We start from the raw sequence: 26,570 nt of genomic DNA, 5'->3' as shown, positions 1-26,570 counted from the left end.
AGCCAGGATCAAACTCTCCAATAAAGTTAGTTTGTCTAGCATCTAAAAATAAAAATTGACGTTTCACGTTGTTTGTTTCGTTTAGTTTTCAAAGTTCAATATCGCGTTTCAGCGACTTTTATAATATATCATAGTATATTATTTTCGTCAACAAGTTTTTCAAAATAATTTGTATCTCTCATTTGCTGACTTTGCCTATTATATAGACTTTTCTATTACTATGCAAGTATTATTATAAAAAAATAAGAGGGGGAAAATCCCCCCTCTTATTCTTCAGAAGAAACCTCTTCATTAGATTCTTCTTCTTCATCTTTCTGTGCTTTTGCTACTGTCGCTACCTCTTGCTCATCCTCTAAACGAATTAGACGAACACCTTGTGTATTACGTCCCATTTGAGAGATTTGATCAACTGGCATACGAATAATAACGCCTGCGGCTGTAATTAGCATGATGTCTTCTTCACCTGTTACAGACTTAACCGCTACTAACTTACCGTTTTTATCTGTAATGTTACAAGTCTTAAGACCTTTACCACCACGACTTTGTAGTCGATACTCTTCAACTGGAGTACGCTTACCATACCCGTTTTTCGTTACAATTAAAACATTCGTATCTTCTTCAACAATTTCCATACCTACTACTTGGTCCTCTTCGCCTAATGTAATAGCTTTTACACCAGCTGCATTACGGCCCATAGAACGTACATCTTGTTCATTGAAGCGAATTAACATACCGTTGCTTGTCCCTACGATAATATCTTTATCGCCAGATGTTAAACGTACAGAAATCACTTCATCTTCTTCACGAAGCGAAATTGCAATTAAACCGTTTGTACGTATATTTGCAAATGATGAAAGTGGCGTTCTCTTAGAAATACCTTGTTTCGTTGTAAAGAATAAGAACTGGTCGTCACCAAATTCACGAATTGGAATAATGGCATTGATCCACTCACCCTTATCTACCCCTAATAGGTTAATAATTGGTAGCCCTTTTGCAGTACGACTATACTCTGGGATTTCATATCCTTTCGTACGGTATACTTTACCCTTGTTTGTAAAGAATAAAATATGATCATGAGTAGACGTTGTTAATAAGTGTTCAACAAAGTCATCATCATTCGTACCCATTCCTTGTACACCACGTCCCCCACGGTTCTGTGTTTTGTACGTAGAAGCTGGTAACCTCTTAATATAACCGTTATGAGTTAACGTAATCGCAATGTTTTGCTCAGGAATTAAATCTTCATCTTCAATAAATTCCATACCGCCAATTGTAATTTCTGTTCGTCTCTTATCATTGAAACGCTCTTTTACTTCTGTTAATTCTTCACGAATAATCTCAAGAACTTTCTCTTCATCTGCTAAAATCGCTTTTAATTCAGCAATTAATTTCATTAAGTCTTGATATTCTTGCTCGATTTTTTCACGTTCTAATCCAGTTAAGCGTTGCAGACGCATATCTAAAATCGCTTGCGCTTGTTTCTCACTTAAACCGAAACGTTCCATTAAGCCTTGCTTTGCAATATCAGCCGTTTTTGAACTACGAATTAACGTAATAACTTCATCAAGATGATCTAAAGCAATTCGTAATCCTTCTAAAATATGGGCACGTGCCTCTGCTTTTTCTAATTCATAAGCAGTACGTCTACGGATTACTACCTTCTGGTGCTCCAAATAATGATATAAGTTTTGTTTTAAGTTTAGTACTTGAGGCTCTCCATTTACAAGAGACAACATATTAATACCGAAACTTGTTTGAAGTGCTGTATGTTTATATAGATTGTTTAATAGTACGTTTGCATTAGCGTCACGACGTACTTCCATGACAATACGCATACCATTTCGGTCTGATTCATCACGTAAATCTGTAATACCTTCAATTTTCTTATCGCGAACTAATTCTGCGATTTTTTCAATTAATCGTGCCTTATTAACTTGATAAGGTAGTTCCGTTACGATAATAGATTGTTTACCATTTGATTTCTCTTCAATTTCAACTTTGGCACGAAGCATAATAGAACCTCGTCCTGTTTCATAAGCTCTACGGATGCCACTTCGCCCTAAGATTAAACCTGATGTCGGGAAGTCTGGACCAGGAATATATTCCATTAATTCCGCGATAGTGATATCTGGATTATGGCTTAATGCCAACACACCATCAATTACTTCGCCAAGTTGATGCGGCGGAATATTTGTTGCCATACCAACTGCAATACCTGTCGTACCGTTTACTAATAAATTAGGGAAACGCGCTGGTAATACAATCGGCTCTCTTTCCGAACCATCGTAGTTATCTTGGTAATCAATTGTATTTTTTGAAATATCACGTATTAATTCCATAGAAATCTTAGACATTCTTGCCTCTGTATAACGCATTGCCGCTGCTGAATCTCCATCTACAGAACCGAAGTTACCATGCCCATCTACAAGCATATAACGTTGACTGAAATCTTGCGCCATACGTACCATTGTTTCATAAACGGCTGAATCTCCATGAGGGTGATACTTACCGATTACTTCACCGACAATACGTGCTGATTTCTTATACGCTTTATCAGCTGTAATTCCTAAATCATTCATCGCATATAAAACCCTACGATGCACAGGTTTTAATCCATCACGAACATCTGGTAATGCACGAGATACGATAACACTCATTGCGTAATCTAAAAATGAGGTACGCATTTCATGACTAATATTAATTTCTCGAATTCGTGCTTGTTGTTGATTGTCTGACATCAACGAGCACCTCCTCTTACATTTCCGTTACACATACATTGATTTATATGTAGAAGACAGGAATACTTAGATTCCTGTCATTACTCATTTAAATATCAAGGTTTTTCACGTATTTTGCATTCTCTTGGATAAAGTTACGACGCGGTTCCACTTTATCACCCATTAAAATTTCAAATGTTTCATCTGCTTCTATTGCATCTTGAAGGGAAACTTGAAGTAACGAACGTACTTCTGGATCCATTGTCGTCTCCCATAACTGAGTTGGATTCATCTCTCCAAGACCTTTATAACGTTGAATTCCTGGTTTCGGCTGGGCTGGTAACTCAGCTAATATTTTTTCAAGTTCTTTATCATTATAAGCATATTGAATTTTTTTACCTTGTTGCACTTTAAACAAAGGTGGCTGTGCGATATATATATATCCACACTCAATTATTTGACGCATATAACGATAGAAGAACGTTAATAATAGGGTACGAATATGCGCACCATCAACATCAGCATCGGTCATAATAATAACTTTATGATAGCGTGCTTTTTCGATATCGAAGTCCCCACCAATATTTGTACCAATCGCCGTAATAATTGTACGAACTTCATCATTTGATAAAATCTTATCTAAGCGTGCCTTTTCAACATTAATAATTTTACCCTTCAGCGGTAAAATTGCTTGAAAATGACGATCGCGTCCTTGTTTTGCAGATCCACCCGCAGAGTCACCCTCTACGATATAAATTTCACTAATTGCTGGATCTTTAGAAGAACAATCTGCCAATTTCCCTGGTAAACTTGAAACTTCTAAAGCACTCTTTCGGCGAGTTAGCTCACGAGCCTTTTTAGCTGCTACACGCGCACGTGCTGCCATCGTCCCTTTATCTACAACCTTACGTGCAACATTGGGATTTTCCAGTAAGAATTTTTCAAAAGCCTCAGAGAATACTGACTCCGTAATCGTTCTCGCTTCACTATTTCCAAGTTTCGTCTTCGTTTGCCCTTCAAATTGTGGATTTGGATGTTTAATTGACACGATTGCTGTTAAACCTTCACGAACATCTTCACCAGTCAAATTACTATCCGCATCTTTTAAAATGTTATTTTTACGACCATAATCGTTAATCACACGTGTTAAGGCAGTTTTAAATCCTACCTCATGTGTACCACCTTCATACGTATGAATATTATTTGTAAATGAGTAAATATGATTTGTATATCCTTCGTTATATTGAAGCGCAACTTCAACTTGAATACCATCTTTTGAACCTTCTACATATACAGGCTCTTCATGAATTGGTTGTTTTGAACGATTTAAATGTTCAACATATGATTTAATTCCACCTTCATAGTGGAACTCTTTCTTTTGCTTATGTTCACGTTTATCTTCAATTGTTAATTTAATATTACGATTTAAAAACGCCAACTCACGCATACGAGTCGCGAGCGTATCGAATTCATATTCTGTCGTCTCTTTAAAAATTTCTGGATCCGGTTTAAAGCGAGTTATTGTTCCAGTCTTATCTGTATCACCGATGACTTTTAAATCTGCAACCGGAATACCTGTTTCGTATTTTTGGTAATGGATTTTGCCATCACGATGTACAAATACTTCTAATTCTGTTGATAAGGCATTTACAACAGATGCACCAACACCGTGCAAACCACCAGAAACTTTATAACCGCCACCGCCAAATTTACCACCAGCGTGGAGGACAGTCATAATAACCTCTACTGCAGGACGTCCCATTTTTTCTTGTATACCAACTGGAATACCACGTCCATTATCCGTTACAAGAATACTATTATCTTCTTCGATACTAACGTTAATTTCATCGCAATATCCTGCTAACGCTTCATCGATACTATTATCGACAATCTCCCATACAAGGTGGTGAAGTCCCTTCCCACTCGTAGATCCAATATACATACCCGGACGTTTCCGAACTGCCTCTAGTCCTTCAAGTACCTGTATCTGACTTTCATCATATGCATTTTCTTGCATTTGTTTTTGTTCCATTGACACAAAGATCACCTACTTTTCCATTTGAACAGGGGTTTATGCCCTATCTATTTCACAATCTACCGTGCCGTTCGTTACATGAATTGTTTTCGCATCTTTTAATGTTTCGTGTTCAATTCCGTCGACACTCGTCGTTGTAACAAATGTTTGCACCTTTCCTTGAATTGTATTTAACAGATGTGATTGACGATAATCGTCTAATTCTGATAAAACATCATCCAGTAAAAGGATTGGATATTCTTTAACCTCTGAATAAATTAATTCAATTTCAGCTAATTTTAGGGATAGTGCGGTCGTTCGTTGTTGTCCTTGCGAACCAAAGACTTGAACATTTTTACTATTAACGAAGAATTGTAAATCATCACGATGAGGACCAATTAAAGTCGTACCACGGAAAATTTCACGTTGTTTCACAGATTGAAAACTTTCATAGTATACTTCTTTTATTTTCGACAAATCCATTGATTCTGATACATCTACACTTGGTTTATAGACAATTTCTAACTCTTCTAATCCACGGCTTATACCGCGATGAATTGGAGCTGCCCATTCCTGTAGCAAATGCAAAAATTCAAAACGTTTTTGCAGTATTTTTGCACCATGCTCAATTAGTTGAAGGGTAAATACATCCAACATCGTTTCCTCATTCTTACTATTCCCTTGCATTTTTTTCAACAAGTGATTTCGTTGCGTGAGCACCTTTTGATATTGACTTAATTCATACAAATATACAGGAGCTATTTGTCCTAATTCCATATCTAAAAAGCGTCTTCTTACTTGAGGGCTTCCTTTTACAAGATTTAAATCTTCTGGGGCAAACATGACAACGTTCATCACGCCAATATATTGACTTAACTTTTGTTGTTCAAGTTGATTTAATTTTGCCTTTTTACCTTTTTTCGAAATATTTAATTCCAAAGACAAAGAACTGTTTCTTTTTTGTAATTTCCCTTTTATTTGACCAAACTCTTCATCCCAGCGGATAAGTTCGCGATCATTAGAGGTTCTATGAGATTTCGCCATCGCTAAAACATAAATAGCTTCCATCAAGTTTGTTTTCCCTTGTGCATTTTCGCCGATAATTACATTTACCTTATCTTCAAAGGAAAGCTCTAATTTTTCATAATTGCGATAGTTTTTTAATTGTATTTCTGAAATAAACAAAGGGCTCCCCCTTTATGCCTGAACTTGGAAAGTTCCGCTTCCTGGAATTTCAATAACATCATTCGCATATAGTTTGCGACCTCTTCTATTTTCAAGTTCGTTGTTCACGTACACTTCATATTCTTGTAAAAACCATTTTACAGCGCCACCTGTATCAATTACATCAGCTAACTTTAAAAATTGTCCTAGTGTAATATACTCTGTTGAAATTTTAATATGTTTCATAAAATCGCTCACTTTCTGAAAGTGTTCATTCTTTCATTGTACTAAATAAACTAACATTAGGAAAGTAATACCCAAAAATCAAATAAGGGCCACTAGCATCTTTAAACTAGCAACCCTTATTCCTTACCTAGTAAGTACGAACTGGTAAAATTAATTGAATAATTGAATCATCATTTACTGTACGAATTAAGAACGGTCTCATCGCCCCAGTAAAACTAACTTTAATCTCTGTACTATCCAAGGCTTTCAATGCGTCCATCATATATTTTGCACTAAAAGATATTTTTAACTCTTCTCCATCTACTTTTTCACATTGTACTTCTTCGACAACTTTTCCGATTTCTGGTGAATTCGAAGAAATCTCTAGCATTTCTTGCTCTAAAGTTGATAATTTGACAACGTTATTGCGGCCATCTCTCGCTAATAGTGAAGCACGATCAATTGCTTGTAGGAATTCTTTTGTATTCACAAAAATATCCGTTTTACTCTCTGCTGGAATTAAACGTGTTGTATCTGGATAATTTCCTTCTAACAATCTTGAGAAGAATAATAAATGTTTTGTACGGAATAATACTTGATACTCCGTAATAACGATATCCACCATTTCTTCAGACTCATCTAGAATCTTACTTAATTCATTTAAGCTCTTACCTGGGATAACAACATTAGCTTGAAATTCATCTGCAATATTATGTCCTTCGATTTTCGCTTTTCGAAGTGCTAGTCTATGACTATCTGTTGCAATACAAGTTAACTCGCTGTTATATACCTTCCAGTTTACACCTGTCAAGATTGGTCTTGTTTCAGAAGTAGAAACTGCAAATACAGTTTGTCTGATCATATGCTTAAGTAAATCTGTTGGTATCTTAAATACATGATGTTCTTCAATCTGTGGTAATAACGGATATTCTGCAGAATCTAAACCATTTAAGTTAAATTCTGATTTTCCAGATTTTATTTTTGTCATAAAATGATTTTCCACAGAAATTTCGACAGTATCTTTAGGTAGTTTTTTTACAATCTCACTAAAATATTTTGCTTGTAAAACAATGCTTCCTGATTGAGCTATTTCTACGATTTCTTTTCCATTTTCTTCGACTGGAATAAACGATTCAATAGAAATATCAGCATCGCTTCCTGTTAATGTAACCCCTTCTTCAGTAGCTACAACTTTAATTCCCGTAAGGATAGGGATTGTTGTACGAGAAGAAACTGCCTTCATTACATCTTGTACACCTCTTACAAGATAGTCTTTTTGTATTGTAAAACGCATAAAGAAAAACCTCCGGTAAGTATAAGATTTTATTTAATTAATAAAGATAAAAAAATAGTAGTAATAGTAATAGGGCTTGTGGATATGTGGATAACCCCTTTGAAGGATGTAAAAACAGTCTATCTACATGTGGATAGACTGTGCGTAAAACAAGATAAGTTATTCACACTATTCAGCTACTACTTTAAAATACCATTAATTTCTTCAACTTGCTTTTGTAATTGCGTATCGGTTTTTAGTAGTTTAGAAATTTTTTCATGGGCATGGATAACTGTTGTATGATCACGTCCACCAAATTCTTCACCTATTTTTGGTAAAGAGGAATCCGTAAGTTCGCGTGATAAATACATTGCAATTTGGCGAGGAAACGCAACTGATTTTGTGCGTTTTTTCGCTTTGAAATCTTCTAATTTTACTTGATAAACGTCTCCGACAGCTTTTTGAATATCATAAATAGAGATAATTTTCGGCTTAGAATTTGGAATAATATCTTTAAGTGCTTCAGCTGCTAAATCAGCATTAATATCTTTATTAATTAAAGATGAATAAGCTACAACTCGGATAAGTGCACCTTCTAATTCACGAATATTTGAATCAATTTGATTTGCGATATAAAGCATAACTTCATTTGGTATATCAAGCCCTTCAGCTTTTGCCTTTTTGCGTAAAATTGCAATTCGTGTCTCTAAATCTGGCGGCGTAATATCTGTAATAAGTCCCCATTCAAAGCGAGAACGAAGACGATCTTCTAAAGTTGGAATTTCTTTTGGTGGTCGATCACTAGAAATTACAATTTGTTTACTTTCTTCGTGTAATGCATTAAATGTATGGAAAAACTCTTCTTGAGTTTGTTCTTTTCCAGCAAGAAATTGAATATCATCTATCAATAAAACATCTACGTTGCGATATTTATTACGAAAATCAACAGCTTTATTATCACGAATAGAGTTAATAAATTCATTCGTGAATTTTTCTGATGATAAATATACAACTTTTGCATTTGGATTATGTTCAATTACATAATGACCAATTGCGTGCATTAAATGCGTCTTTCCAAGCCCAACTCCCCCGTAAATAAAGAGTGGATTATACGCTTTAGCTGGCGCCTCGGCTACAGCTAATGAAGCTGCATGGGCAAAACGGTTACCAGAGCCGATAACAAATGTATCAAATGTATATTTTGGATTTAACATGCTCTGTGGTAAATGAGCTGAATCATCTTGTGCTGGATTCCGCTTAACTGGAGGAAGATCAATGTCCTCTTCCGATTGACTTTGGGGAATAATAAAGCGAATTGCTAATTTTGCCCCTGTTAAATCGTATAGTGTTTCCGAAATTAGTTCTGAGTAATGAGATTCTAGCCAGTCACGAGCAAATTCATTTGGAGCTGTAATCGTTAATACGTCTTTCTTCAAGTTATGAGCCGTTGTTGATTTTAACCATGTTTCATAACTAGGCTTGCTTACCTTTTTTTCTAATTCTTTTAAGGCACTATTCCATAAATCAGAGATATTTTCCAAAGGTGTCCCTCCTTTACTAAGATGGTAAAAGAATAAGGTTGCGCAACAAATGTACAACCTAATAAATATAAAATGTATATTTATACGAAACGTATTTTAAAACCTAAAAACGTCGTTTGTATATGAGATAGGGTTTTCGACAAAAAAAGCAAATGTGGACAACTATTTACCCACATGTGATTAAAACTGTCCACATGTTATACACAAATTGTGGATAAGATAAAGGTGTGGAAAACTTATTCAAAGTGAAAACACAACTATAATATCAAAAAAAAGTGGCTATAGCAATGAATTTAAGAAAGTTATCCACAAAATCAATACCTTGTGGAATAAACTTGTCCACAACACGATATACTGTGTAAAAGTGGGAAAAAAGTTTGTGGATATAAAAAACCTGAAAAAACATTTATCCACAAGGAAATATAGATGCTGTGAAAAAGTATGTGAATAGGTTCAAAATGAATATTTGATGAAAATTTCTAGAACCATTGACATTTTCCTAGTTAATTAACTATAATTTATAGGACTGTCTTTAACAGATATTCCTCAGGGAGGTGTCATATAATGAAAAGAACTTACCAACCAAATAAACGTAAGCGCAGCAAAGTACATGGTTTCCGCAGCCGTATGAGCACAGCGAACGGACGTAAAGTGCTAGCAGCTCGTCGTCGTAAAGGAAGAAAAGTATTATCTGCGTAGACCACTGATCGTTCAGTGGTCTTTTTTTCTAATAATAGTGAATTTCCGCTGATGAAATACAGGAGTGTCAATTGATATGAAGAAAAAACATCGTATAAAGAAGAATGATGAATTCCAGGCGGTTTTTCAAAAAGGAAAATCAAATGCGAATCGTCAGTTTGTTGTATACCAATTAGATAAAGAAGAACAGCCAAACTTTCGCATCGGCCTTTCTGTTAGCAAGAAAATAGGAAATGCAGTAGTTCGTAATCGAATTAAGCGCATAGTCCGTCAGGCTATTACAGAGTTAAAAGATGAGATAGATTCTGGAAAAGATTTTGTTATAATAGCAAGGAAGCCTTGTGCAGAGATGACATATGAAGAAGTAAAGAAAAGCTTAATTCATGTCTTTAAACGCTCTGGTATGAAAAGAATAAAAAAGTAGCGTAAGGAAATGAATTACACTATATACATACCGAAACAAGGAGGAGCAGGCTTTGAAAAAGAAAATAGGTTTACTGGCCATGGTTATTACATTAATGGCAATTGCTACCGGCTGTAGTGAAACGGGTCAGCCGATTACATCGAAGAGCACTGGGATTTGGAATGAATATTTCGTATACCCGCTTTCTCAGTTAATCACGTATTTTGCGACATGGCTTGGTGATAATTACGGTTTAGCGATCGTTATTACGACCCTTATTATTCGTTTTGCATTATTACCATTAATGATTAAGCAAACGAAGAGTACGAAAGCTATGCAGGCGTTACAACCAGAAATGGTAAAGTTAAAAGAGAAATATAGCTCGAAAGACCAAGCAACACAGCAAAAATTACAACAAGAAATGATGCAGCTATATCAAAAAAATGGTGTAAATCCATTAGCCGGTTGTTTACCAATATTTGTTCAGATGCCTATTTTATTCGCATTTTATCATGCGATTATGAGAACATCAGAAATTAGTAAACATACATTTTTATGGTTTGATTTAGGACAGGCAGACCCTTACTATATCTTACCGGTTGTTGCAGCGATTACGACATTTATTCAGCAAAAGCTTGCAATGGCAGGAACTGCTGGTCAAAATCCACAAATGGCAATGATGATTTGGCTTATGCCGATTATGATTTTAATCTTTGCAATTAACTTCCCAGCTGCATTATCACTTTACTGGGTTGTTGGTAATATCTTTGGTATTGCTCAAATGTACTTTATCAAAGGGCCAGAGATTAAGGCTAACAAAGCTGGAGGCTCAAGCAAGTGAGTATAATTACTGCTAAAGGACAAACAGTCGAGCTGGCAGTAGAGGATGCTTTAAGGCAATTAAACACATCAAAAGATCGAGTAGATATAAATATTGTCGATGAGGGTAAAAGAGGGTTCTTAGGTTTATTTGGGAATCGTCCTGCAGTAGTAGAAGTTGTATTGAAGAAAGATCCAATTCAGGAATGTGAAGAATATTTAAGAAATGTTATTCACAATATGGGTGTGGAAGTTGAAATTAGTAAAATTGTAAAAGGACGCGAGATTGAATTTACAATTTCTGGTGACGATGTAGGAGTTTTAATTGGAAAAAGAGGTAATACATTGAACTCTTTACAGTATTTAACAAAACTTGTCGCAAATCGTAACACGAAGCAGTATATCGGTATTACACTAGATGCTGAAAATTATCGTAGTAAAAGAAAAAGTACGTTAGAATCACTTTCTTATCGATTAGCGAAACAAGTATCTAATACGAAAAAAAGAGTTATTTTAGAACCGATGCCATCTTTTGAACGAAAAATTATTCATCAGGCATTATCAAATCATCAAGGTATCAAAACAACTTCTGAAGGAAATGAACCACATCGGCATGTTGTAATATCTCCTAAATGACCGGTTGCTCAAATGAGTGCCGGTTTTTTTGAGCGAAAAATAGATGTGGATAACTAAAAAACACTAAACTTATCCACTGTGAATAAGTTTAGTGTTTTTTACATGGGGATATAATAAAATGAGTTATTCTTCTTTTGTAGATAGGTTCGTTATGGTATCCTAATAATTTAGTGAAAGAAATAATCATGTTGAAATAGAGATAAATAAGCAAGTGAGGTGAAAGGACATGGAATTTGATACAATTGCTGCGATTTCCACAGCGCTTGGAGAGGGTGCAATTGCCATTGTTCGAGTAAGTGGGGATGATGCGGTGGAGAAAGTTGACCGTATTTTTAAAGGGAAGGATTTAACAGAGGTTTCTTCTCATACTATTCATTATGGTCATATCGTTGATTTAGATACAAATCAAGTTATTGAAGAAGTTATGGTGTCTATTATGCGCGCACCGAGGACTTTTACACGTGAAAATATAGTGGAAATTAACTGTCATGGCGGACTTGTTTCAGTAAATAAAGTATTGCAACTTATTCTAGCGCAAGGAGTACGATTGGCAGAACCGGGCGAATTTACAAAACGTGCTTTTTTAAATGGACGTATCGATTTATCACAAGCAGAAGCTGTTATGGATTTGATTCGAGCAAAAACAGATCGTGCGATGAATGTAGCAATTAATCAAATGGAAGGGCGATTATCTAAATTAATTGGTCGCTTACGTCAAGAAATATTAGAAACATTAGCTCATGTTGAGGTAAATATAGATTATCCAGAATACGATGATGTAGAAGAGATGACACATAATATTTTAATTGAGAAAGCAACGCATGTTCGTTCGGAAATCGAAAAAATATTAGAAACATCAAAACAAGGGAAAATCTTACGTGAAGGTATTGCTACAGCAATTATCGGTAGGCCTAATGTTGGAAAATCATCGTTATTAAATAGCCTTGTTCAGGAGAAAAAAGCAATTGTAACTGATATTGCAGGAACAACTCGTGATGTTATTGAAGAGTACGTTAATGTGCGTGGCGTACCTCTTAAACTTATAGATACAGCCGGTATTCGTGAGACAGAAGATGTTGTTGAACGAATTGGTGTGGAGCGTTCAAAAGAAATGATGAGCCAAGCAGATTTAGTATTAGTTGTTGTCAACTATAGCGAGGCTTTAACAAATGAGGATGAAGATCTATTCCATGCGGTACAAGGAAAAGACTTTATTGTTATTGTGAATAAGACTGATTTACCGCAAGCAATTGATATGGAACGTGTTACAGAGTTAGCCGAGGGAAATCGTGTTATTACAACATCCTTAATTGAGGAACAAGGAATAGATGAACTCGAAAAGGCAATAGCTGATTTATTCTTTGAAGGAACAATCGATTCTACAGATATGACATATGTTTCTAATGCGAGACATATTGGATTATTAACACAAGCGGGACAAACAATCGGTGATGCAATTGAGGCAATAGAAAATGGTGTACCAATTGATATGGTGCAAATTGATTTAACAAGAACGTGGGAAATACTTGGTGAAATTACTGGTGACACAGTCCATGAAAGCCTAATTGACCAGTTGTTCTCTCAATTTTGTTTAGGAAAATAATATAGTGATGTTTTAGAAAGATAGAGATTATTAGGAGGAATAAACAATGGGATACAATGCCGGTTCATACGATGTCATAGTAATCGGTGCAGGTCATGCAGGATGTGAAGCTGGTCTTGCGGCAGCACGAATGGGCTCAAAAACATTAATGTTAACAATTAACTTAGATATGGTAGCATTCATGCCATGTAACCCTTCTGTTGGTGGACCAGCAAAAGGGATTGTTGTTCGTGAAATTGATGCATTAGGCGGAGAAATGGGACGTAATATTGATAAAACTCATATTCAAATGCGTATGCTAAATACAGGTAAGGGTCCAGCTGTACGTGCACTTCGAGCGCAAGCTGATAAATTCTCTTACCAACATGAATTGAAGAAAACAATTGAAGAAACACCAAACTTAACGTTGTTCCAAGGAATGGTAGAGCGTTTAATCGTTGAAGAAGGTATATGTAAAGGGGTAGTTACACAAGCTGGTGCAGAATATACAGCGAAAACCGTTGTAATTACGACTGGAACATTTTTACGTGGCGAGATTATCATGGGCGATTTAAAATATTCAAGCGGTCCAAATAATCAACAACCGTCTATTACATTATCTGAGCATTTAGAGGAGCTTGGATTTGATCTTGTTAGATTTAAAACAGGGACACCTCCGCGTGTAAACAGTAATACAATTGACTACAGTAAAACAGAAATTCAACCAGGTGATGATAAGCCGCGTTCGTTCTCTTTTGAAACAACGAAATTTATTATGGATCAAATTCCATGTTGGTTGACATATACAAGTACAGAAACACACCGTTTAATAGATGAAAATTTACATCGTTCAGCTATGTATTCTGGTATGATTAAAGGAACAGGCCCTAGGTACTGTCCTTCTATTGAAGACAAAGTAGTAAGATTTAATGACAAACCACGTCATCAAATTTTCTTAGAGCCAGAAGGGCGTAATACACAAGAAGTATATGTACAAGGTTTATCCACAAGCCTACCAGAAGATGTACAACGTGACATGCTTAGAACAATTCCAGGCCTAGAAAATGTTGAAATGATGCGCACAGGTTATGCGATTGAATATGATGCAATTGTGCCAACACAATTATGGCCAACACTTGAAACGAAAAAGATTAAAAATTTATATACAGCAGGACAAATTAATGGAACTTCTGGTTACGAAGAGGCGGCAGGACAAGGGCTTATGGCTGGGATTAATGCAGCATGCCGTTCTTTAGGTAAAAAAGAAGTTGTTTTAGGCCGCGAGGATGCTTATATTGGTGTCTTAATTGATGATCTTGTAACGAAAGGTACAAATGAACCATATCGTTTATTAACGTCTCGTGCAGAATACCGTCTATTATTACGCCACGATAATGCTGATCTTCGTTTAACTGAAGTTGGTCGTGAAATTGGATTAATTAAAGAAGAGCGATATGAGCGATTTACAAATAAAAAATTACAAATTGAACAGGAAAAGGAACGTTTAAGCAGCATTATTATTAAACCACGTCCTGAAGTTCAAGAATTAATTCGCAATATTGGCGGAAGTGAATTGAAAGATGGAATACGTGCAAGTGACTTATTACGTCGTCCAGAGATGACATATGAGCATATTCATCTTTTAGTACCAAGTGAAGTAGAATTAAGTGATGAAGTTACAGAACAAGTTGAAATTCAGATTAAGTACGAAGGATATATTGAAAAATCTTTACAGCAAGTAGAGCGAATGAAGAAAATGGAGAGTAAAAAAATCCCTGTAGATATTGATTATGACGCGATTTCTAGCCTTGCTTCAGAAGCTAGACAGAAATTGAAAGATGTTCGTCCACTTTCAATGGGGCAGGCTTCACGTATTTCTGGCGTAAATCCAGCGGATATTTCCATTTTACTTGTGTATATAGAACAAGGAAAAATTGCGCGCGTATCGAACCAATAACATAGTAAGGAGATATTGCTAGATGAACATAGAACAATTTCAATCTATGCTAGAAGAGAAGGGAATCACCCTCTCTTCTAGACAATTAGAGCAGTTCAAAATCTACTTTGAAACATTAGTAGAGTGGAATGAAAAAATGAACTTAACGGCTATTACAGAAAAAGAAGAAGTATACTTAAAACACTTTTTTGATTCCATTACAGCTGCTTTTTATTATGATTTTTCAAAACCATTCTCAATTTGTGATGTTGGTGCAGGGGCTGGATTCCCAAGTATTCCTTTAAAAATCTGTTTCCCGCACTTAAAAGTAACAATTGTAGATTCATTGCAAAAACGTATTAATTTCTTAAATCACTTAGCACAAAAGTTAGAATTAAGTGATGTTGCATTTTGTCATGATCGTGCTGAAACATTTGGGAAAAAAGAAGGTGTACGTGAATCATACGATATTGTAATGGCACGTGCAGTTGCGCGTCTTTCTGTATTAAGTGAGCTATGTTTACCACTTGTAAAAGTTGGAGGAACATTCATTGCAATGAAAGGTGCAGCAGCAAACGAAGAAATCGAAAATGGCAAGTATGCTTTAGAGGTTCTAGGCGGAGAGTTAAAAGAGATGTCTACGTTCCAATTACCGTTTGAAGAGAGTGAACGTAATATTTTATTAATCGAGAAAAAGCGCAAGACACCAAAGAAATATCCACGCAAACCGGGAACACCCAATAAATTACCTATTGAAAAATAAATCTTATTAGACGTAAGATTAAATTATATAAATGAAAACGTAAATGTTTCATAGGAAACATTTTATGGAGAATAGTCAATAGGCCTAAAAGGTGGTGGAATATGTATGAAAAATACGTTTTCTCGTTTATTTGGCTTTGGAGATAAAGAGAGCGAATTCGAATTACAAGACGAAAGCCATGAAGAGATAGATAAAAAGGTATATGAGGAAATACAAGAAATTCCGATAGTAAATATTACCCCTAACCGTTATCAACCAAGAACAGTTTTTGATGATGCGCGTATTGATGAGCTAGCATTAACGATTCGTACACATGGACTTATTCAGCCGATTGTTGTAAGGAAATATGAGGACGATAAGTATGAGATTATTGCTGGAGAAAGACGTTTTCGCGCGGCAACAAAGTTAGGTTGGGAAAAGGTTCCTGCAATTATAAAGAACTTAAATGATACAGAGACAGCTTCTGTAGCTTTAATTGAAAACTTGCAACGTGAGGAACTAACGGCAATCGAGGAAGCTGTGGCATATCAAAAGCTGATTGAGTTACATAATTTAACACAAGAAGCATTGGCACAACGACTTGGAAAAGGACAATCTACAATCGCAAATAAGTTGCGATTGTTAAAGTTGCCTGAAGAAATAAAAAGTGCATTATTAGAAAAAAGCATTACAGAACGTCATGCCCGCGCTCTCATTCCTTTAAAAAATGAGGAATTACAACTGAAGGTTTTACAGGAAATTGTGGAGAAACAACTGAATGTAAAGCAAACAGAAGAACGAATTGCGAAGTTACTAGAGGAAGCAAAACCGAAGCGTAAGGCAAAGCAAAAAGCAGTAAGTCGAGATACGAGGATTGCTATGAATACAATTAGACAATCTTTACAAATGGTTACTGAAAGTGGTTTAAATGTTAATTCTGAGGAAGAAGAATTTGATGAGTACTATCAAATTACAATTAAAATTCCAAAGAAAAAATAATAATGACGTGTTAGAGACCTTATCCTATTGGAGAGGTCTCTTTTACTATATTTTCTTGTTAAATGAAGAAGGAGTTTAGAAATAAATTTTGAAGTTTAATAAAGGACGTAAAAGAAAAAGTTTTATTTCATGTTACAATAAACGTAATTGTTACTAGAATAAGATAGAAAGGTTGAAAGTAGGTGACATCATGGGAAAAATCATTGCTATTGCTAATCAAAAAGGCGGTGTTGGAAAAACCACAACATCTGTTAATTTAGGGGCTGGATTGGCGCAAGTAGGTAAAAAAGTCCTTCTTGTAGATATTGATGCTCAAGGAAATGCAACGACTGGTGTGGGAATTGAAAAATCTGAATTAGATCAATGTATTTACAACGTTCTTGTGGAAGATGCAGATGTTCAAGGGGTTATACAGAAAACCGCAACTGAAAACTTAGATGTTCTACCCGCTACAATTCAATTGGCTGGTGCTGAAATTGAATTGGTACCGACTATTTCCCGGGAAGTACGTTTGCAAAGAGCATTACAGCCAGTTCGTGATGAATATGATTATATTATTATCGACTGTCCCCCGTCTTTAGGGTTATTAACGATTAATGCATTAACAGCAGCAGATTCTGTTATTATTCCTGTACAGTGTGAATATTATGCACTAGAAGGATTAAGTCAGCTATTAAATACAGTTCGACTTGTACAAAAACATTTAAATAAAAATTTAGCAATTCAAGGCGTATTGTTAACAATGTTGGATGCTCGTACAAATTTAGGGATCCAAGTTATAGATGAAGTGAAAAAGTATTTTAGGGATAAAGTATATCGCTCGATTATTCCGCGTAATGTACGCTTGAGCGAGGCTCCAAGTCATGGGAAACCTATTATGCAGTATGACGCTAAATCAAGAGGAGCAGAAGTATATATAGATTTAGCAGAGGAAGTGATTGCAGGTGGCTAAAGGATTAGGAAGAGGAATTAATGTGTTTTTTCCTGATTTAGATGTGAAAGAAGAGGAAACAATTCAGGAGATTCTTGTAACTGAATTAAGGCCAAATCCATATCAACCGCGTAAACACTTTAATAAAGAGGCTATTCAGGAATTAGCAATTTCGATTAAGGAACACGGTATTCTACAACCATTAATTGCTAGAAAGAGTATTAAAGGATATGAAATCGTTGCAGGTGAAAGACGATTTCGTGCTGCAAAAGAGGCTGGTTTAGAAAAGGTACCTGCGGTTGTAAGACAATTAACTGAACAGCAAATGATGGAATTTGCTTTGTTAGAAAACTTACAACGAGAAGATTTAAATCCTATGGAAGAGGCAATGGCATACCAGATGTTAATGAATGAGCTAAATGTAACGCAAGAACAATTAGCGAAACGTCTTGGCAAAAGCAGACCTTACATTGCAAATTATACTCGGTTATTAGGCCTCCCTTCGTTCGTCCAAGATATGATTGCAAATGGTCAACTTTCAATGGCTCATGGGAGAACTTTACTTACGATAAAAGACGAAGAACAATTGAAGTCCTTATTGAAACGCATTGAAAAAGAAGGATTAAATGTTCGTCAATTAGAGAAAATCGTCCAAGAGATTAATCAACACGTTTCACGTGAAACAAAAAAAGTGAAAAAAGAGCGAAATATATTTTTCGTAGAACGTGAAACGTTCTTAAGAGAAAAGTTTGGCACAGATGTGAAAATTAAAGAGACGAAAAAAGAAAAAGGTAAAATCGAAATTGAATTTTTTAATAAAGAAGATTTAAATCGTATTTTAGAACTATTAGCACAGAAAAATTAAAAAGCAAACCATCTTATTATTTATAGATGGTTTGCTTTTTTTAATGCGGATAATTTTTGATCCGTCTCTTTTATACTTTGTGCGATTACATCAGCCATTTTCATGACTAAACTTAATCTTGTATTTTGAAGAACGAAAAACTCCATAAACCCATTTAGATTGACGATACCGTGTATATGCAGATCACCAACTGCAGGTAATTTCTTATTCATAGCAGCACCAGGTTTACTAGGTCCCTTTCCAGTAGTGATTGACCCAATATTTTGGGACTTTCCTAAACATGCATCAACAGCAATTATAAATGCAGTAGGATATTCTTTCTGTATATTCTGAATTTTTTCTTCTAAATTTAGTGCATGTACTGGCTCATCGAGTGTACCGAATATTTGGAGGTTTTTGATGTCTATTTGTTCAAGTTTTGTACCAACTAACGGGCCGAGTGCGTCACCTGTAGAACGATCTGTTCCGATACAAACGAGAATGAGTGGTATATTAGTTTTAATAGGAATATGGGTAAGTAAGAAATTACTGATTATCTCAGAGGCTTCTAGATCTTGGTGCATAACGTTTTGAGTTTCTTTCTCAAAAAATGGTAAGCGAAAACTTCCAATGTTCATGAAGCACCCATCCTTTTAATAAATTTTCAATATATGTTATATGGTGAGAAAAATGGAAAGCTATAAGTGCGTAATTTTTGCAAAATGTGAATGAAAACGGAAATAATAGTACTAGTATATATATATTCGTTCCATTTTATACCTGAATGGCGGGGATAAAATAGGATTAAAATCATAAAATTTTTTCAGCAATTAGAGGACTTCTGATACAATAATAAGGATAACTAAAAAGAAATTTTAGCTAGAGAGGTAGAGGTACATGAATTTATTAACGAAGTGGTTTAATTCTACGAAACAGTATTTATTAGATGCTGATCGTTGGGCTCATATTGGAGTTGCGACATTAAAAATATGTATTATTTTAACAATTGGTGCAGTTGTTGTGCGAATTGCAAGAGCGGTTGTACGAAATGCGTTTCGTATGGGGAGTCGTTCTCCAATTCAAATTTCAGAACGTCGTACAGTTACAGTGGCGAAATTACTTGAAAATATTGTAGCGTATGTTGTTATGTTCATTATGCTAATTGCGATTTTAGGTGTGTTTGATATTAATGCATCAGGTTTATTAGCGGGTGCTGGGGTAATTGGTTTAGCAGTCGGATTTGGTGCTCAAAGTTTAGTGAAAGACGTTATTACAGGTTTATTTATTTTGCTAGAAGATCAGTTTTCAGTTGGCGATTATGTTAAAATCGGTCAATTTGAAGGAGTCGTTTTAGAAATTGGACTTCGTACAACGAAAGTAAAGAGTTGGACAGGTGAAATTCATACTTTACCAAATGGAAGTATTATTCAAGTTACTAACTATTCAGTTAGTAATAGTGTAGCGTTTGTTGATGTATCTATTTCATATGAGGCTGATATTGCGAAAGCAGAACAGGTTATTGAAGATTTATTAGTAGAGTTACCTTCAAAGTATGAAAAAATGGTAACAACACCTCAATTATTAGGTGTGCAAACGTTAGCTGCATCAGAAGTTATATTACGCGTTATCGCTGAAGTAGAGCCGATGCAACATGCAGTTATTGCAAGGGCACTTCGTAAAGAGATTAAAAATCGTCTTGATTTACATGGGATTGAAATTCCATATCCACGTATGGTTTTATACAATCGTGAAGAATTGGTTAGTGGAAAAGCAATTTAGTATGGAGAGGAGTTTGAAGAGTGGAGCAAAAGGAATATAACTTGTACGATGTTGTGGAAATGAAGAAAGCACATCCATGTGGCGAGAATCGTTGGAAAATTATTCGTATGGGAATGGATATCCGCATTAAGTGCGAGGGATGTGACCATTCAGTAATGATTACTCGAAGAGAGTTTGATCGTAAGGTGAAAAAAATACTTGTGAAGCACGAAGAATAGAGGGAGAGTAAAAGTTACAGTAGGTAACTGTTACTTTTTTTCGTTTGGCGGAAACTTGTCATTTTTTTCGTTACTATCTATAATGATGAAAGATTGAGACATAGGAGTGAAAAATATGGGATTAACGGCTGGGATTGTTGGATTACCTAACGTAGGTAAGTCCACTTTATTTAATGCAATTACACAAGCAGGAGCAGAATCTGCAAACTATCCATTCTGTACAATTGATCCAAACGTAGGGATTGTAGAAGTACCAGATGAGCGTTTAAATAAATTAACGGAATTAGTAGAACCGAAAAAGACTGTTCCGACTGTATTTGAGTTTACTGATATTGCAGGTATCGTAAAAGGTGCTAGTAAAGGTGAAGGTTTAGGAAATAAATTCTTATCTCACATTCGTCAAGTAGATGCAATTTGCCAAGTTGTTCGTTGTTTTGAAGACGAAAATATTACGCACGTTTCAGGGAAAGTAGATCCAATTGATGATATCGAAACAATCAACTTAGAGCTAATTTTAGCGGACTTAGAGTCTGTTGATAAGCGTATCGAGCGTGTTGCGAAATTAGCAAGACAAAAAGATAAAGAAGCTGTATATGAGCATGAAATTTTAGTTCGTTTAAAAGAGGCTTTTGAAGAGGGGAAACCGGCTCGTACTGTTGAATTTACAGAAGAGCAGATGAAGATTGTTAAAGGCCTTCATTTACTTACAACAAAAGAAATGTTATACGTAGCGAACGTAAGTGAAGACGATGTTATCGATCCTTCGGAAAATAAATACGTACAAATGGTAAAAGAATTTGCAGAAAATGAAAATTCTCAAGTAATCGTTGTATGTGCAAAAATCGAATCAGAAATCGCTGAATTAGACGAGGAAGAGAAAAAAGTATTCCTTGAAGAACTAGGTATTGAAGAGTCTGGTTTAGATCAATTAATTCGTGCAGCATATGACCTATTAGGACTTGCTACTTACTTTACAGCTGGCGTTCAAGAAGTACGTGCTTGGACATTTAAACAAGGTATGAAGGCACCACAATGTGCTGGTGTTATTCATACAGACTTTGAGCGTGGATTTATTCGTGCAGAAACAGTTTCTTACGATGACTTAATGACAAACGGTTCTATGACAGCTGCAAAAGAAGCTGGAAAAGTACGTTTAGAAGGAAAAGAGTATATCGTAAAAGACGGAGATGTTATGCACTTCCGTTTTAACGTTTAATCTAATATTTCCTAGGAAAAATAAAGATATGAGCTTGGCGAATATATTATATGTTTGCCAAGTTTTTTATGTATTGGTGAGTTGATTCATATAACTTACTATGATATAATCTAAACTCGTGAGTAATTACTATAAATTAATTGCTCCTTGCCCATTATGGGCCGTTTAGACCAAAAGGAGGTGAAAGTGTAATGAGAAAGTACGAAATTATGTACATCATTCGTCCTGGCGTTGAAGAAGAAGCTCAAAAAGCTTTAGTTGAACGTTTTGCAGGTGTTTTAACAAACAATGGTGCAGAAATCATTAACACGAAAGAGTGGGGTAAGCGTCGTTTAGCTTACGAAATCAACGACTTACGTGAAGGTTTCTACATGATCTTAAACGTGAACTCTAACGCAGAAGCGATTAACGAATTCGACCGTTTAGCTAAGATCAACGAAGACATCCTTCGTCATATCGTTGTTAAAGAAGAAGAAAAATAATTGATATATAAGGGAGAGTGGTTCGATTGATGAATCGTGTTATCCTCGTTGGTCGTTTAACTAAGGACCCTGACTTACGTTACACGCCCAATGGTGTTGCAGTAGCTACTTTTACGTTAGCTGTGAATCGCGCATTTGCGAATCAACAAGGTGAGCGTGAAGCTGACTTTATTAATTGTGTAATATGGCGTAAACAAGCAGAAAACGTAGCAAATTATTTGAAAAAAGGAAGCTTAGCAGGCGTAGATGGACGTCTTCAAACTCGTAATTACGATGGACAAGACGGTAAACGTGTATATGTAACAGAAGTTCTTGCGGAAAGCGTACAATTTTTAGAGCCGCGTAATGGCGGTGGGGAGCAACGTGGTTCATTCAATCAGCAACCATCAGGAGCTGGTTTCGGTAACCAAGGCTCTAACCCATTTGGTCAATCTAGTAATTCAGGTAACCAAGGTAATCAAGGGAACTCTGGATTTACGAAGAATGACGATCCATTTTCAAATGTAGGTCAACCGATCGACATTTCCGACGACGATTTACCGTTCTAATACAGTAGATTTGTTAGTTTTAACAAAGAATGGAGGGAAATAGACATGGCAGGACGCAAAGGTGGACGTGCGAAACGTCGTAAGGTGTGTTTCTTCACAGCTAACGGCATCACTCGCATTGACTATAAAGATGTTGATTTATTAAAACGTTTCGTTTCTGAGCGTGGTAAAATTTTACCTCGTCGTGTAACAGGGACAAGCGCAAAATACCAACGCAAACTTACAGTTGCAATTAAACGTGCTCGTCAAATGGCACTTTTACCATATGTTGGTGAATAATAGCGTATGAAATGCACAGTAGAGTCGGACTCTACTGTGCATTTTGCTATGCTTTTCTTTTTTGAAAGAGAGGTTAAAATATGAAACAAACAAAGTTTATTACAGAAGGCGCAGCGTTATTAGCTATATATGCAATTTTATTGCTTATATCTATGTATGTTCCGATTTTAGGTACTGTTGTAACTTTTGCGTTGCCGTTACCATTTATACTATTAACGATAAGACATAAACTATCTAATGTGCTTTTGATTTTTGTAGTGGCACTTTTTGTTACTGTTATTGTGAGTCAACCTATGAATTTAGTGAAGACAATTATGTTTGGATTGATAGGGATTGTTTTAGGGTATACGTATAAAACAAGAAAAAAGCCAGTGGAAATCTTAATAGCGGGGACGCTTGCATACTTAATTGGTTTTGTACTTATTTATGTTGCGAGTATAAAGTTTTTCAACATAGATATAATGAAGCAGATGCAAAGTATGTTTAGTGAAAGTATGGTGCAAAGTGAAAAGATAGTAAGTGCTATAGGTATGCCGATTAGTAAGGAACAAAAAGAGTTACTTACACAAATGAATGATATATTACAATTGTTATTTCCAAGTATACTTGTTCTAGTTTCAGTATGTTTTTCTTGGATTACAGTGATAATATCAGGTAGTGTTTTGAAAAAGTTAAAACACGACATTATACCTTGGCCTAAATTTAAAGATCTACAATTACCAAAGAGTATTGTTTGGTATTACGTTATATTTATTTTGTTAGCAACTTTTATAAAAGTAGATCCAACAACATATTTACATATGGTATTTTCTAACCTATATGTCATATTTGCACTATTGCTTGTACTGCAAGGGCTAACATTCATTTCCTTTTTAGCGTATAGAAAAGGTTTTACAAAAGGGGTTCCTATTATTAGTTTTATTGTATGCATGTTTATTCCGATGCTGTTTCCTCTTGTGACAATCTTAGGTATAATTGACTTAGGGATTTCGTTGCGTTCTAAAATAGGGGAATAAAATAATATTCCTTATACTATTTTAATCTGTTTAACTAACTGGAAGGTGAGTTAGTTTTACTTTATAGGAGTTGTATACATGCCTGAATTTGATAAGAAACAGTGGTTTTTATATCCTGTTTATGTATTGGCATTTTTTGTGTTTGTGCTCATTTCAATTCTCTGTTATTTTCATTTAATTATGGGGATAGCTGCTTTTATCATTTTTTGTATCGTGTTCTTTATCGTTATACGATTTGAACTTAATTTTCAAAGGAATTTCGAAAAGCATACGACAGATATGATTACGAGGGTAAAGAAAGTCAGTAATGAAGCATTTAACCAAATGCCGATTGGTATTTTGTTATACAATAAGGATTACGGGATTGATTGGGCAAATCCTTATTTATCTTCATGCCTGGGACAGCATGCGTTAGCTGGATGGCACCTTTACGATGTATCAGAAACATTACTTCTTTTCATTAAAGGAGAAACTTCTGATGATATAGTCTCTTTAAATAATCGAAAGTTTCGTGTTTTTGTAAGGAAAGAAGAAAAGTTAATTTATTTCTTTGATGTAACGGAACAAACGGAAATCGAAAAGATGTATGAGGATCAACGCACTGTTTTAGCTGTAATTTATTTGGATAATTATGATGAAGTTACACAAGGATTAGATGATCAATTACGTACGAATATAACAAGTCTTGTGACATCGCGACTAAATGAATGGGCACTTAAGTATGGTGCGTATTTAAAACGTGCATCTTCAGAAAGATTCTTCGTTGTGCTAAATGAAAGTATTCTGACGCAGATGGAGAAAGGGAAATTTAGTATTTTAGATCAGGTGCGTGAAGAAACATCTAAAAGGAATATACCACTTACATTAAGTGTAGGTGTCGGATCAGGTGATTTACCTTTGTCAGAGCTTGGGGCAATGGCTCAATCTGGTTTAGACCTTGCGCTTGGGCGCGGGGGAGACCAAGTAGCTATTAAACAAGCGACAGGTAAAGTTAAGTTCTATGGAGGTAAGACAAATCCGGTTGAAAAGCGTACCCGTGTACGTGCTAGGGTCATTTCGCATGCGTTAAAGGATTTAGTGTTAGAAAGTAGTAATGTCATTATCATGGGGCATAGGGCTCCTGATATGGACGCAATTGGTGCTGCGATTGGTATTTTAAAAGTGGCTCAATTAAACGAGCGTAAAGGATATATTGTATTAGATGAAAATGATTCTGATAAGGGAATTAAACGCTTGATGGACAAAGTGAAACAAAATGAGGAGTTATGGTCTCATTTTATTACTCCAGAGCAAGCGATGGAATTTGCAAATGATGAGTCGTTACTTGTTGTTGTTGATACGCATAAACCTTCTATGGTGATGGAGCAAAAACTGTTACATAAAATTGAAAATGTAGTAGTTATTGATCATCATCGTCGTGGGGAAGATTTTATTGAAGACCCATTGCTAGTTTATATGGAACCATATGCTTCTTCAACGGCAGAATTGGTTACAGAATTACTTGAGTATCAACCTAAAAATTTAAAGATGACAATGCTAGAAGCGACGGCATTGTTAGCAGGTATTATTGTCGACACGAAAAGTTTCACATTCCGGACAGGGGCTCGTACATTTGATGCTGCTTCTTATTTACGCTCACATGGTGCAGATACTGTGCTTGTACAAGAACTTTTAAAGGAAGATATGGATCAGTATTTACGGGTTGCAAAAGCTATAAAAAATGCGTACATTTATAAAAATGGAATTGCGATTGCTAAAGTTGATAGTGATGATTACTACGATCAAGTGCTTATTGCGCAATCGGCAGACACGTTATTAACGATGACAGGGATTATTGCATCATTTGTTGTTGCGAAACGTGGTGAGAATCTCATTGGAATTAGCAGCAGGTCTTTAGGTGAAGTGAATGTGCAGCTAATTATGGAAAATTTAGGCGGTGGCGGGCATTTGACTAATGCAGCCACACAAATGAAAAATGTTACAGTAGATGAAGCTGAGGAGAAGCTTCGATTTGTTATTGATGACTATTTACAGGGAGGCACACAATCATGAAAGTAATTTTTCTAAAAGACGTAAAAGGTAAAGGTAAAAAAGGAGAAATAAAAAACGTACCGGATGGCTATGCAAATAACTTCTTACTAAAACAAGGATTAGCTGCTGAAGCAACAAATAGCAGTATGAAAACTTTAGAAGCTCAAAAGCGTAAAGAAGAAAAAGATGCAGCAGCAGAGCTTGAAAATGCAAAAGAGTTAAAAGAGACTTTAGAGAAATTAACTGTAGAATTAAAGGCGAAATCTGGAGAAGGTGGCCGTTTATTCGGTTCTATTACGAGCAAACAAATCGTAGATGCGATGCAAAAATCACATAAAATTAAACTTGATAAACGTAAATTTGAAATGGATGATGCAATTCGTGCATTAGGCTACACAAATGTAACAGTGAAATTGCATCCGCAAGTAACAGCGACAGTAAAAGTTCATGTTAGTGAACAATAAAAATAAATTAAG

Annotated in this window: 26 protein-coding genes; 19 read left to right on the top strand and 7 right to left on the bottom strand. The window is 35.5% G+C overall.

Going from position 1 to position 26,570, the window contains the following annotated elements:
- Window positions 1–266 precede the first annotated feature (266 nt).
- The 6 genes from gyrA to dnaA form a co-directional block, all read right to left on the bottom strand.
- The gene (gyrA, locus tag H6481_RS08305; protein WP_001282866.1) at window positions 267–2,738 is read right to left on the bottom strand and encodes a DNA gyrase subunit A; all 2,472 of its coding nucleotides are present in this window, start codon (window positions 2,736–2,738) and stop codon (window positions 267–269) included.
- A gap of 88 nt (window positions 2,739–2,826) precedes the next feature.
- Window positions 2,827–4,749, bottom strand: coding sequence for a DNA topoisomerase (ATP-hydrolyzing) subunit B (gene gyrB, locus H6481_RS08300; RefSeq protein WP_182811428.1), 1,923 nt, complete (start codon window positions 4,747–4,749; stop codon window positions 2,827–2,829).
- 39 nt (window positions 4,750–4,788) lie between these two features.
- Window positions 4,789–5,916, bottom strand: coding sequence for a DNA replication/repair protein RecF (gene recF / locus H6481_RS08295; RefSeq protein ID WP_000470755.1), 1,128 nt, complete (start codon window positions 5,914–5,916; stop codon window positions 4,789–4,791).
- 12 nt (window positions 5,917–5,928) lie between these two features.
- Window positions 5,929–6,141 (bottom strand): S4 domain-containing protein YaaA, encoded by a 213-nt coding sequence (yaaA, locus tag H6481_RS08290; protein WP_000680510.1) that lies wholly within the window; start codon window positions 6,139–6,141, stop codon window positions 5,929–5,931.
- A 127-nt stretch (window positions 6,142–6,268) separates the two neighbouring features.
- Complete coding sequence (gene dnaN / locus H6481_RS08285; RefSeq protein WP_001212886.1) at window positions 6,269–7,414, bottom strand: DNA polymerase III subunit beta; 1,146 nt, start codon at window positions 7,412–7,414, stop codon at window positions 6,269–6,271.
- 179 nt (window positions 7,415–7,593) lie between these two features.
- Window positions 7,594–8,934 carry a chromosomal replication initiator protein DnaA gene (gene dnaA / locus H6481_RS08280; protein WP_000428028.1) on the bottom strand — a complete coding sequence of 447 codons (1,341 nt, stop codon included), beginning with the start codon at window positions 8,932–8,934 and terminating at the stop codon, window positions 7,594–7,596.
- Between the two features lie 564 nt (window positions 8,935–9,498).
- Between dnaA and rpmH the strand changes: the two genes are divergently transcribed.
- The 10 genes from rpmH (at window position 9,499) to spo0J (ending at window position 18,546) form a co-directional block, all read left to right on the top strand.
- Window positions 9,499–9,633, top strand: coding sequence for a 50S ribosomal protein L34 (rpmH, locus tag H6481_RS08275; RefSeq protein WP_000831901.1), 135 nt, complete (start codon window positions 9,499–9,501; stop codon window positions 9,631–9,633).
- A 76-nt stretch (window positions 9,634–9,709) separates the two neighbouring features.
- Window positions 9,710–10,057, top strand: coding sequence for a ribonuclease P protein component (gene rnpA / locus H6481_RS08270; protein WP_023523635.1), 348 nt, complete (start codon window positions 9,710–9,712; stop codon window positions 10,055–10,057).
- Window positions 10,058–10,109: 52 nt separating this feature from the next.
- Window positions 10,110–10,877, top strand: coding sequence for a YidC family membrane integrase SpoIIIJ (spoIIIJ, locus tag H6481_RS08265; protein WP_000726764.1), 768 nt, complete (start codon window positions 10,110–10,112; stop codon window positions 10,875–10,877).
- On the top strand, window positions 10,874–11,491 hold the full coding sequence (gene jag / locus H6481_RS08260; RefSeq protein WP_000022795.1) for an RNA-binding cell elongation regulator Jag/EloR: 618 nt from the start codon (window positions 10,874–10,876) through the stop codon (window positions 11,489–11,491). The genes spoIIIJ and jag overlap by 4 nt, the downstream gene beginning before the upstream one ends.
- A 226-nt stretch (window positions 11,492–11,717) precedes the next feature.
- On the top strand, window positions 11,718–13,094 hold the full coding sequence (mnmE, locus tag H6481_RS08255; protein ID WP_000393762.1) for a tRNA uridine-5-carboxymethylaminomethyl(34) synthesis GTPase MnmE: 1,377 nt from the start codon (window positions 11,718–11,720) through the stop codon (window positions 13,092–13,094).
- 46 nt (window positions 13,095–13,140) lie between these two features.
- A complete protein-coding gene (gene mnmG, locus H6481_RS08250) occupies window positions 13,141–15,030 on the top strand; it encodes a tRNA uridine-5-carboxymethylaminomethyl(34) synthesis enzyme MnmG (protein ID WP_000541052.1) in 1,890 nt (629 codons plus the stop codon).
- 22 nt (window positions 15,031–15,052) lie between these two features.
- Window positions 15,053–15,772 carry a 16S rRNA (guanine(527)-N(7))-methyltransferase RsmG gene (rsmG, locus tag H6481_RS08245; RefSeq protein ID WP_001019628.1) on the top strand — a complete coding sequence of 240 codons (720 nt, stop codon included), beginning with the start codon at window positions 15,053–15,055 and terminating at the stop codon, window positions 15,770–15,772.
- A gap of 105 nt (window positions 15,773–15,877) precedes the next feature.
- Window positions 15,878–16,750: a nucleoid occlusion protein gene (noc, locus tag H6481_RS08240; protein ID WP_182811424.1), complete on the top strand. Its 873-nt coding sequence runs from the start codon at window positions 15,878–15,880 to the stop codon at window positions 16,748–16,750.
- A 190-nt stretch (window positions 16,751–16,940) separates the two neighbouring features.
- Window positions 16,941–17,702 (top strand): sporulation initiation inhibitor protein Soj, encoded by a 762-nt coding sequence (gene soj / locus H6481_RS08235; RefSeq protein ID WP_000516114.1) that lies wholly within the window; start codon window positions 16,941–16,943, stop codon window positions 17,700–17,702.
- A complete protein-coding gene (spo0J, locus tag H6481_RS08230; RefSeq protein ID WP_182811421.1) occupies window positions 17,695–18,546 on the top strand; it encodes a stage 0 sporulation protein Spo0J in 852 nt (283 codons plus the stop codon). Before soj ends, spo0J begins: the two co-directional genes overlap by 8 nt.
- Before the next feature lie 20 nt (window positions 18,547–18,566).
- Here spo0J and yyaC read toward each other — a convergent pair whose 3' ends face one another.
- On the bottom strand, window positions 18,567–19,163 hold the full coding sequence (gene yyaC / locus H6481_RS08225; RefSeq protein ID WP_001020708.1) for a spore protease YyaC: 597 nt from the start codon (window positions 19,161–19,163) through the stop codon (window positions 18,567–18,569).
- A gap of 259 nt (window positions 19,164–19,422) precedes the next feature.
- Here yyaC and H6481_RS08220 point away from each other — a divergent pair, with 259 nt between their 5' ends.
- From H6481_RS08220 to rplI, 9 genes are all read left to right on the top strand, one after another.
- Window positions 19,423–20,304: a mechanosensitive ion channel family protein gene (locus H6481_RS08220; RefSeq protein ID WP_182811418.1), complete on the top strand. Its 882-nt coding sequence runs from the start codon at window positions 19,423–19,425 to the stop codon at window positions 20,302–20,304.
- A gap of 20 nt (window positions 20,305–20,324) precedes the next feature.
- Complete coding sequence (locus tag H6481_RS08215) at window positions 20,325–20,522, top strand: DUF951 domain-containing protein (protein ID WP_000435486.1); 198 nt, start codon at window positions 20,325–20,327, stop codon at window positions 20,520–20,522.
- 115 nt (window positions 20,523–20,637) lie between these two features.
- A complete protein-coding gene (ychF, locus tag H6481_RS08210; protein WP_000524670.1) occupies window positions 20,638–21,738 on the top strand; it encodes a redox-regulated ATPase YchF in 1,101 nt (366 codons plus the stop codon).
- Between the two features lie 191 nt (window positions 21,739–21,929).
- Complete coding sequence (rpsF, locus tag H6481_RS08205; RefSeq protein ID WP_001233781.1) at window positions 21,930–22,220, top strand: 30S ribosomal protein S6; 291 nt, start codon at window positions 21,930–21,932, stop codon at window positions 22,218–22,220.
- Between the two features lie 26 nt (window positions 22,221–22,246).
- Entirely contained in the window at window positions 22,247–22,768 is a 522-nt protein-coding gene (gene ssb / locus H6481_RS08200; protein ID WP_002094213.1) for a single-stranded DNA-binding protein, read from the top strand.
- Between the two features lie 45 nt (window positions 22,769–22,813).
- A complete protein-coding gene (gene rpsR, locus H6481_RS08195; RefSeq protein ID WP_000918873.1) occupies window positions 22,814–23,047 on the top strand; it encodes a 30S ribosomal protein S18 in 234 nt (77 codons plus the stop codon).
- 80 nt (window positions 23,048–23,127) lie between these two features.
- Window positions 23,128–24,063: a YybS family protein gene (locus tag H6481_RS08190; protein ID WP_182811415.1), complete on the top strand. Its 936-nt coding sequence runs from the start codon at window positions 23,128–23,130 to the stop codon at window positions 24,061–24,063.
- A 78-nt stretch (window positions 24,064–24,141) separates the two neighbouring features.
- The gene (locus H6481_RS08185) at window positions 24,142–26,115 is read left to right on the top strand and encodes a DHH family phosphoesterase (RefSeq protein ID WP_001113779.1); all 1,974 of its coding nucleotides are present in this window, start codon (window positions 24,142–24,144) and stop codon (window positions 26,113–26,115) included.
- Window positions 26,112–26,558, top strand: a complete 447-nt coding sequence (gene rplI / locus H6481_RS08180; RefSeq protein WP_000864223.1) for a 50S ribosomal protein L9 — start codon at window positions 26,112–26,114, stop codon at window positions 26,556–26,558. Before H6481_RS08185 ends, rplI begins: the two co-directional genes overlap by 4 nt.
- Window positions 26,559–26,570 lie beyond the last annotated feature (12 nt).

Source organism: Bacillus sp. ME78, from assembly GCF_903970865.1.
Taxonomy (GTDB): domain Bacteria; phylum Bacillota; class Bacilli; order Bacillales; family Bacillaceae_G; genus Bacillus_A; species Bacillus_A cereus.
The sequence above is the reverse complement of the archived record's forward strand: the minus strand, read 5'-3'. Positions and strand labels throughout refer to the sequence as shown.

What these genes read in the sequence shown, in the direction of transcription:
- gyrA (WP_001282866.1), bottom strand. Translation starts at nt 2,738, where the DNA reads ATGTCAGACAATCAACAACAAGCACGAATTCGAGAAATTAATATTAGT.
- gyrB (WP_182811428.1), bottom strand. Translation starts at nt 4,749, where the DNA reads ATGGAACAAAAACAAATGCAAGAAAATGCATATGATGAAAGTCAGATA.
- yaaA (WP_000680510.1), bottom strand. Translation starts at nt 6,141, where the DNA reads ATGAAACATATTAAAATTTCAACAGAGTATATTACACTAGGACAATTT.
- dnaN (WP_001212886.1), bottom strand. Translation starts at nt 7,414, where the DNA reads ATGCGTTTTACAATACAAAAAGACTATCTTGTAAGAGGTGTACAAGAT.
- rpmH (WP_000831901.1), top strand. Translation starts at nt 9,499, where the DNA reads ATGAAAAGAACTTACCAACCAAATAAACGTAAGCGCAGCAAAGTACAT.
- rnpA (WP_023523635.1), top strand. Translation starts at nt 9,710, where the DNA reads ATGAAGAAAAAACATCGTATAAAGAAGAATGATGAATTCCAGGCGGTT.
- mnmE (WP_000393762.1), top strand. Translation starts at nt 11,718, where the DNA reads ATGGAATTTGATACAATTGCTGCGATTTCCACAGCGCTTGGAGAGGGT.
- mnmG (WP_000541052.1), top strand. Translation starts at nt 13,141, where the DNA reads ATGGGATACAATGCCGGTTCATACGATGTCATAGTAATCGGTGCAGGT.
- rsmG (WP_001019628.1), top strand. Translation starts at nt 15,053, where the DNA reads ATGAACATAGAACAATTTCAATCTATGCTAGAAGAGAAGGGAATCACC.
- noc (WP_182811424.1), top strand. Translation starts at nt 15,878, where the DNA reads ATGAAAAATACGTTTTCTCGTTTATTTGGCTTTGGAGATAAAGAGAGC.
- soj (WP_000516114.1), top strand. Translation starts at nt 16,941, where the DNA reads ATGGGAAAAATCATTGCTATTGCTAATCAAAAAGGCGGTGTTGGAAAA.
- yyaC (WP_001020708.1), bottom strand. Translation starts at nt 19,163, where the DNA reads ATGAACATTGGAAGTTTTCGCTTACCATTTTTTGAGAAAGAAACTCAA.
- H6481_RS08220 (WP_182811418.1), top strand. Translation starts at nt 19,423, where the DNA reads ATGAATTTATTAACGAAGTGGTTTAATTCTACGAAACAGTATTTATTA.
- ychF (WP_000524670.1), top strand. Translation starts at nt 20,638, where the DNA reads ATGGGATTAACGGCTGGGATTGTTGGATTACCTAACGTAGGTAAGTCC.
- rpsF (WP_001233781.1), top strand. Translation starts at nt 21,930, where the DNA reads ATGAGAAAGTACGAAATTATGTACATCATTCGTCCTGGCGTTGAAGAA.
- rpsR (WP_000918873.1), top strand. Translation starts at nt 22,814, where the DNA reads ATGGCAGGACGCAAAGGTGGACGTGCGAAACGTCGTAAGGTGTGTTTC.
- H6481_RS08190 (WP_182811415.1), top strand. Translation starts at nt 23,128, where the DNA reads ATGAAACAAACAAAGTTTATTACAGAAGGCGCAGCGTTATTAGCTATA.
- H6481_RS08185 (WP_001113779.1), top strand. Translation starts at nt 24,142, where the DNA reads ATGCCTGAATTTGATAAGAAACAGTGGTTTTTATATCCTGTTTATGTA.
- rplI (WP_000864223.1), top strand. Translation starts at nt 26,112, where the DNA reads ATGAAAGTAATTTTTCTAAAAGACGTAAAAGGTAAAGGTAAAAAAGGA.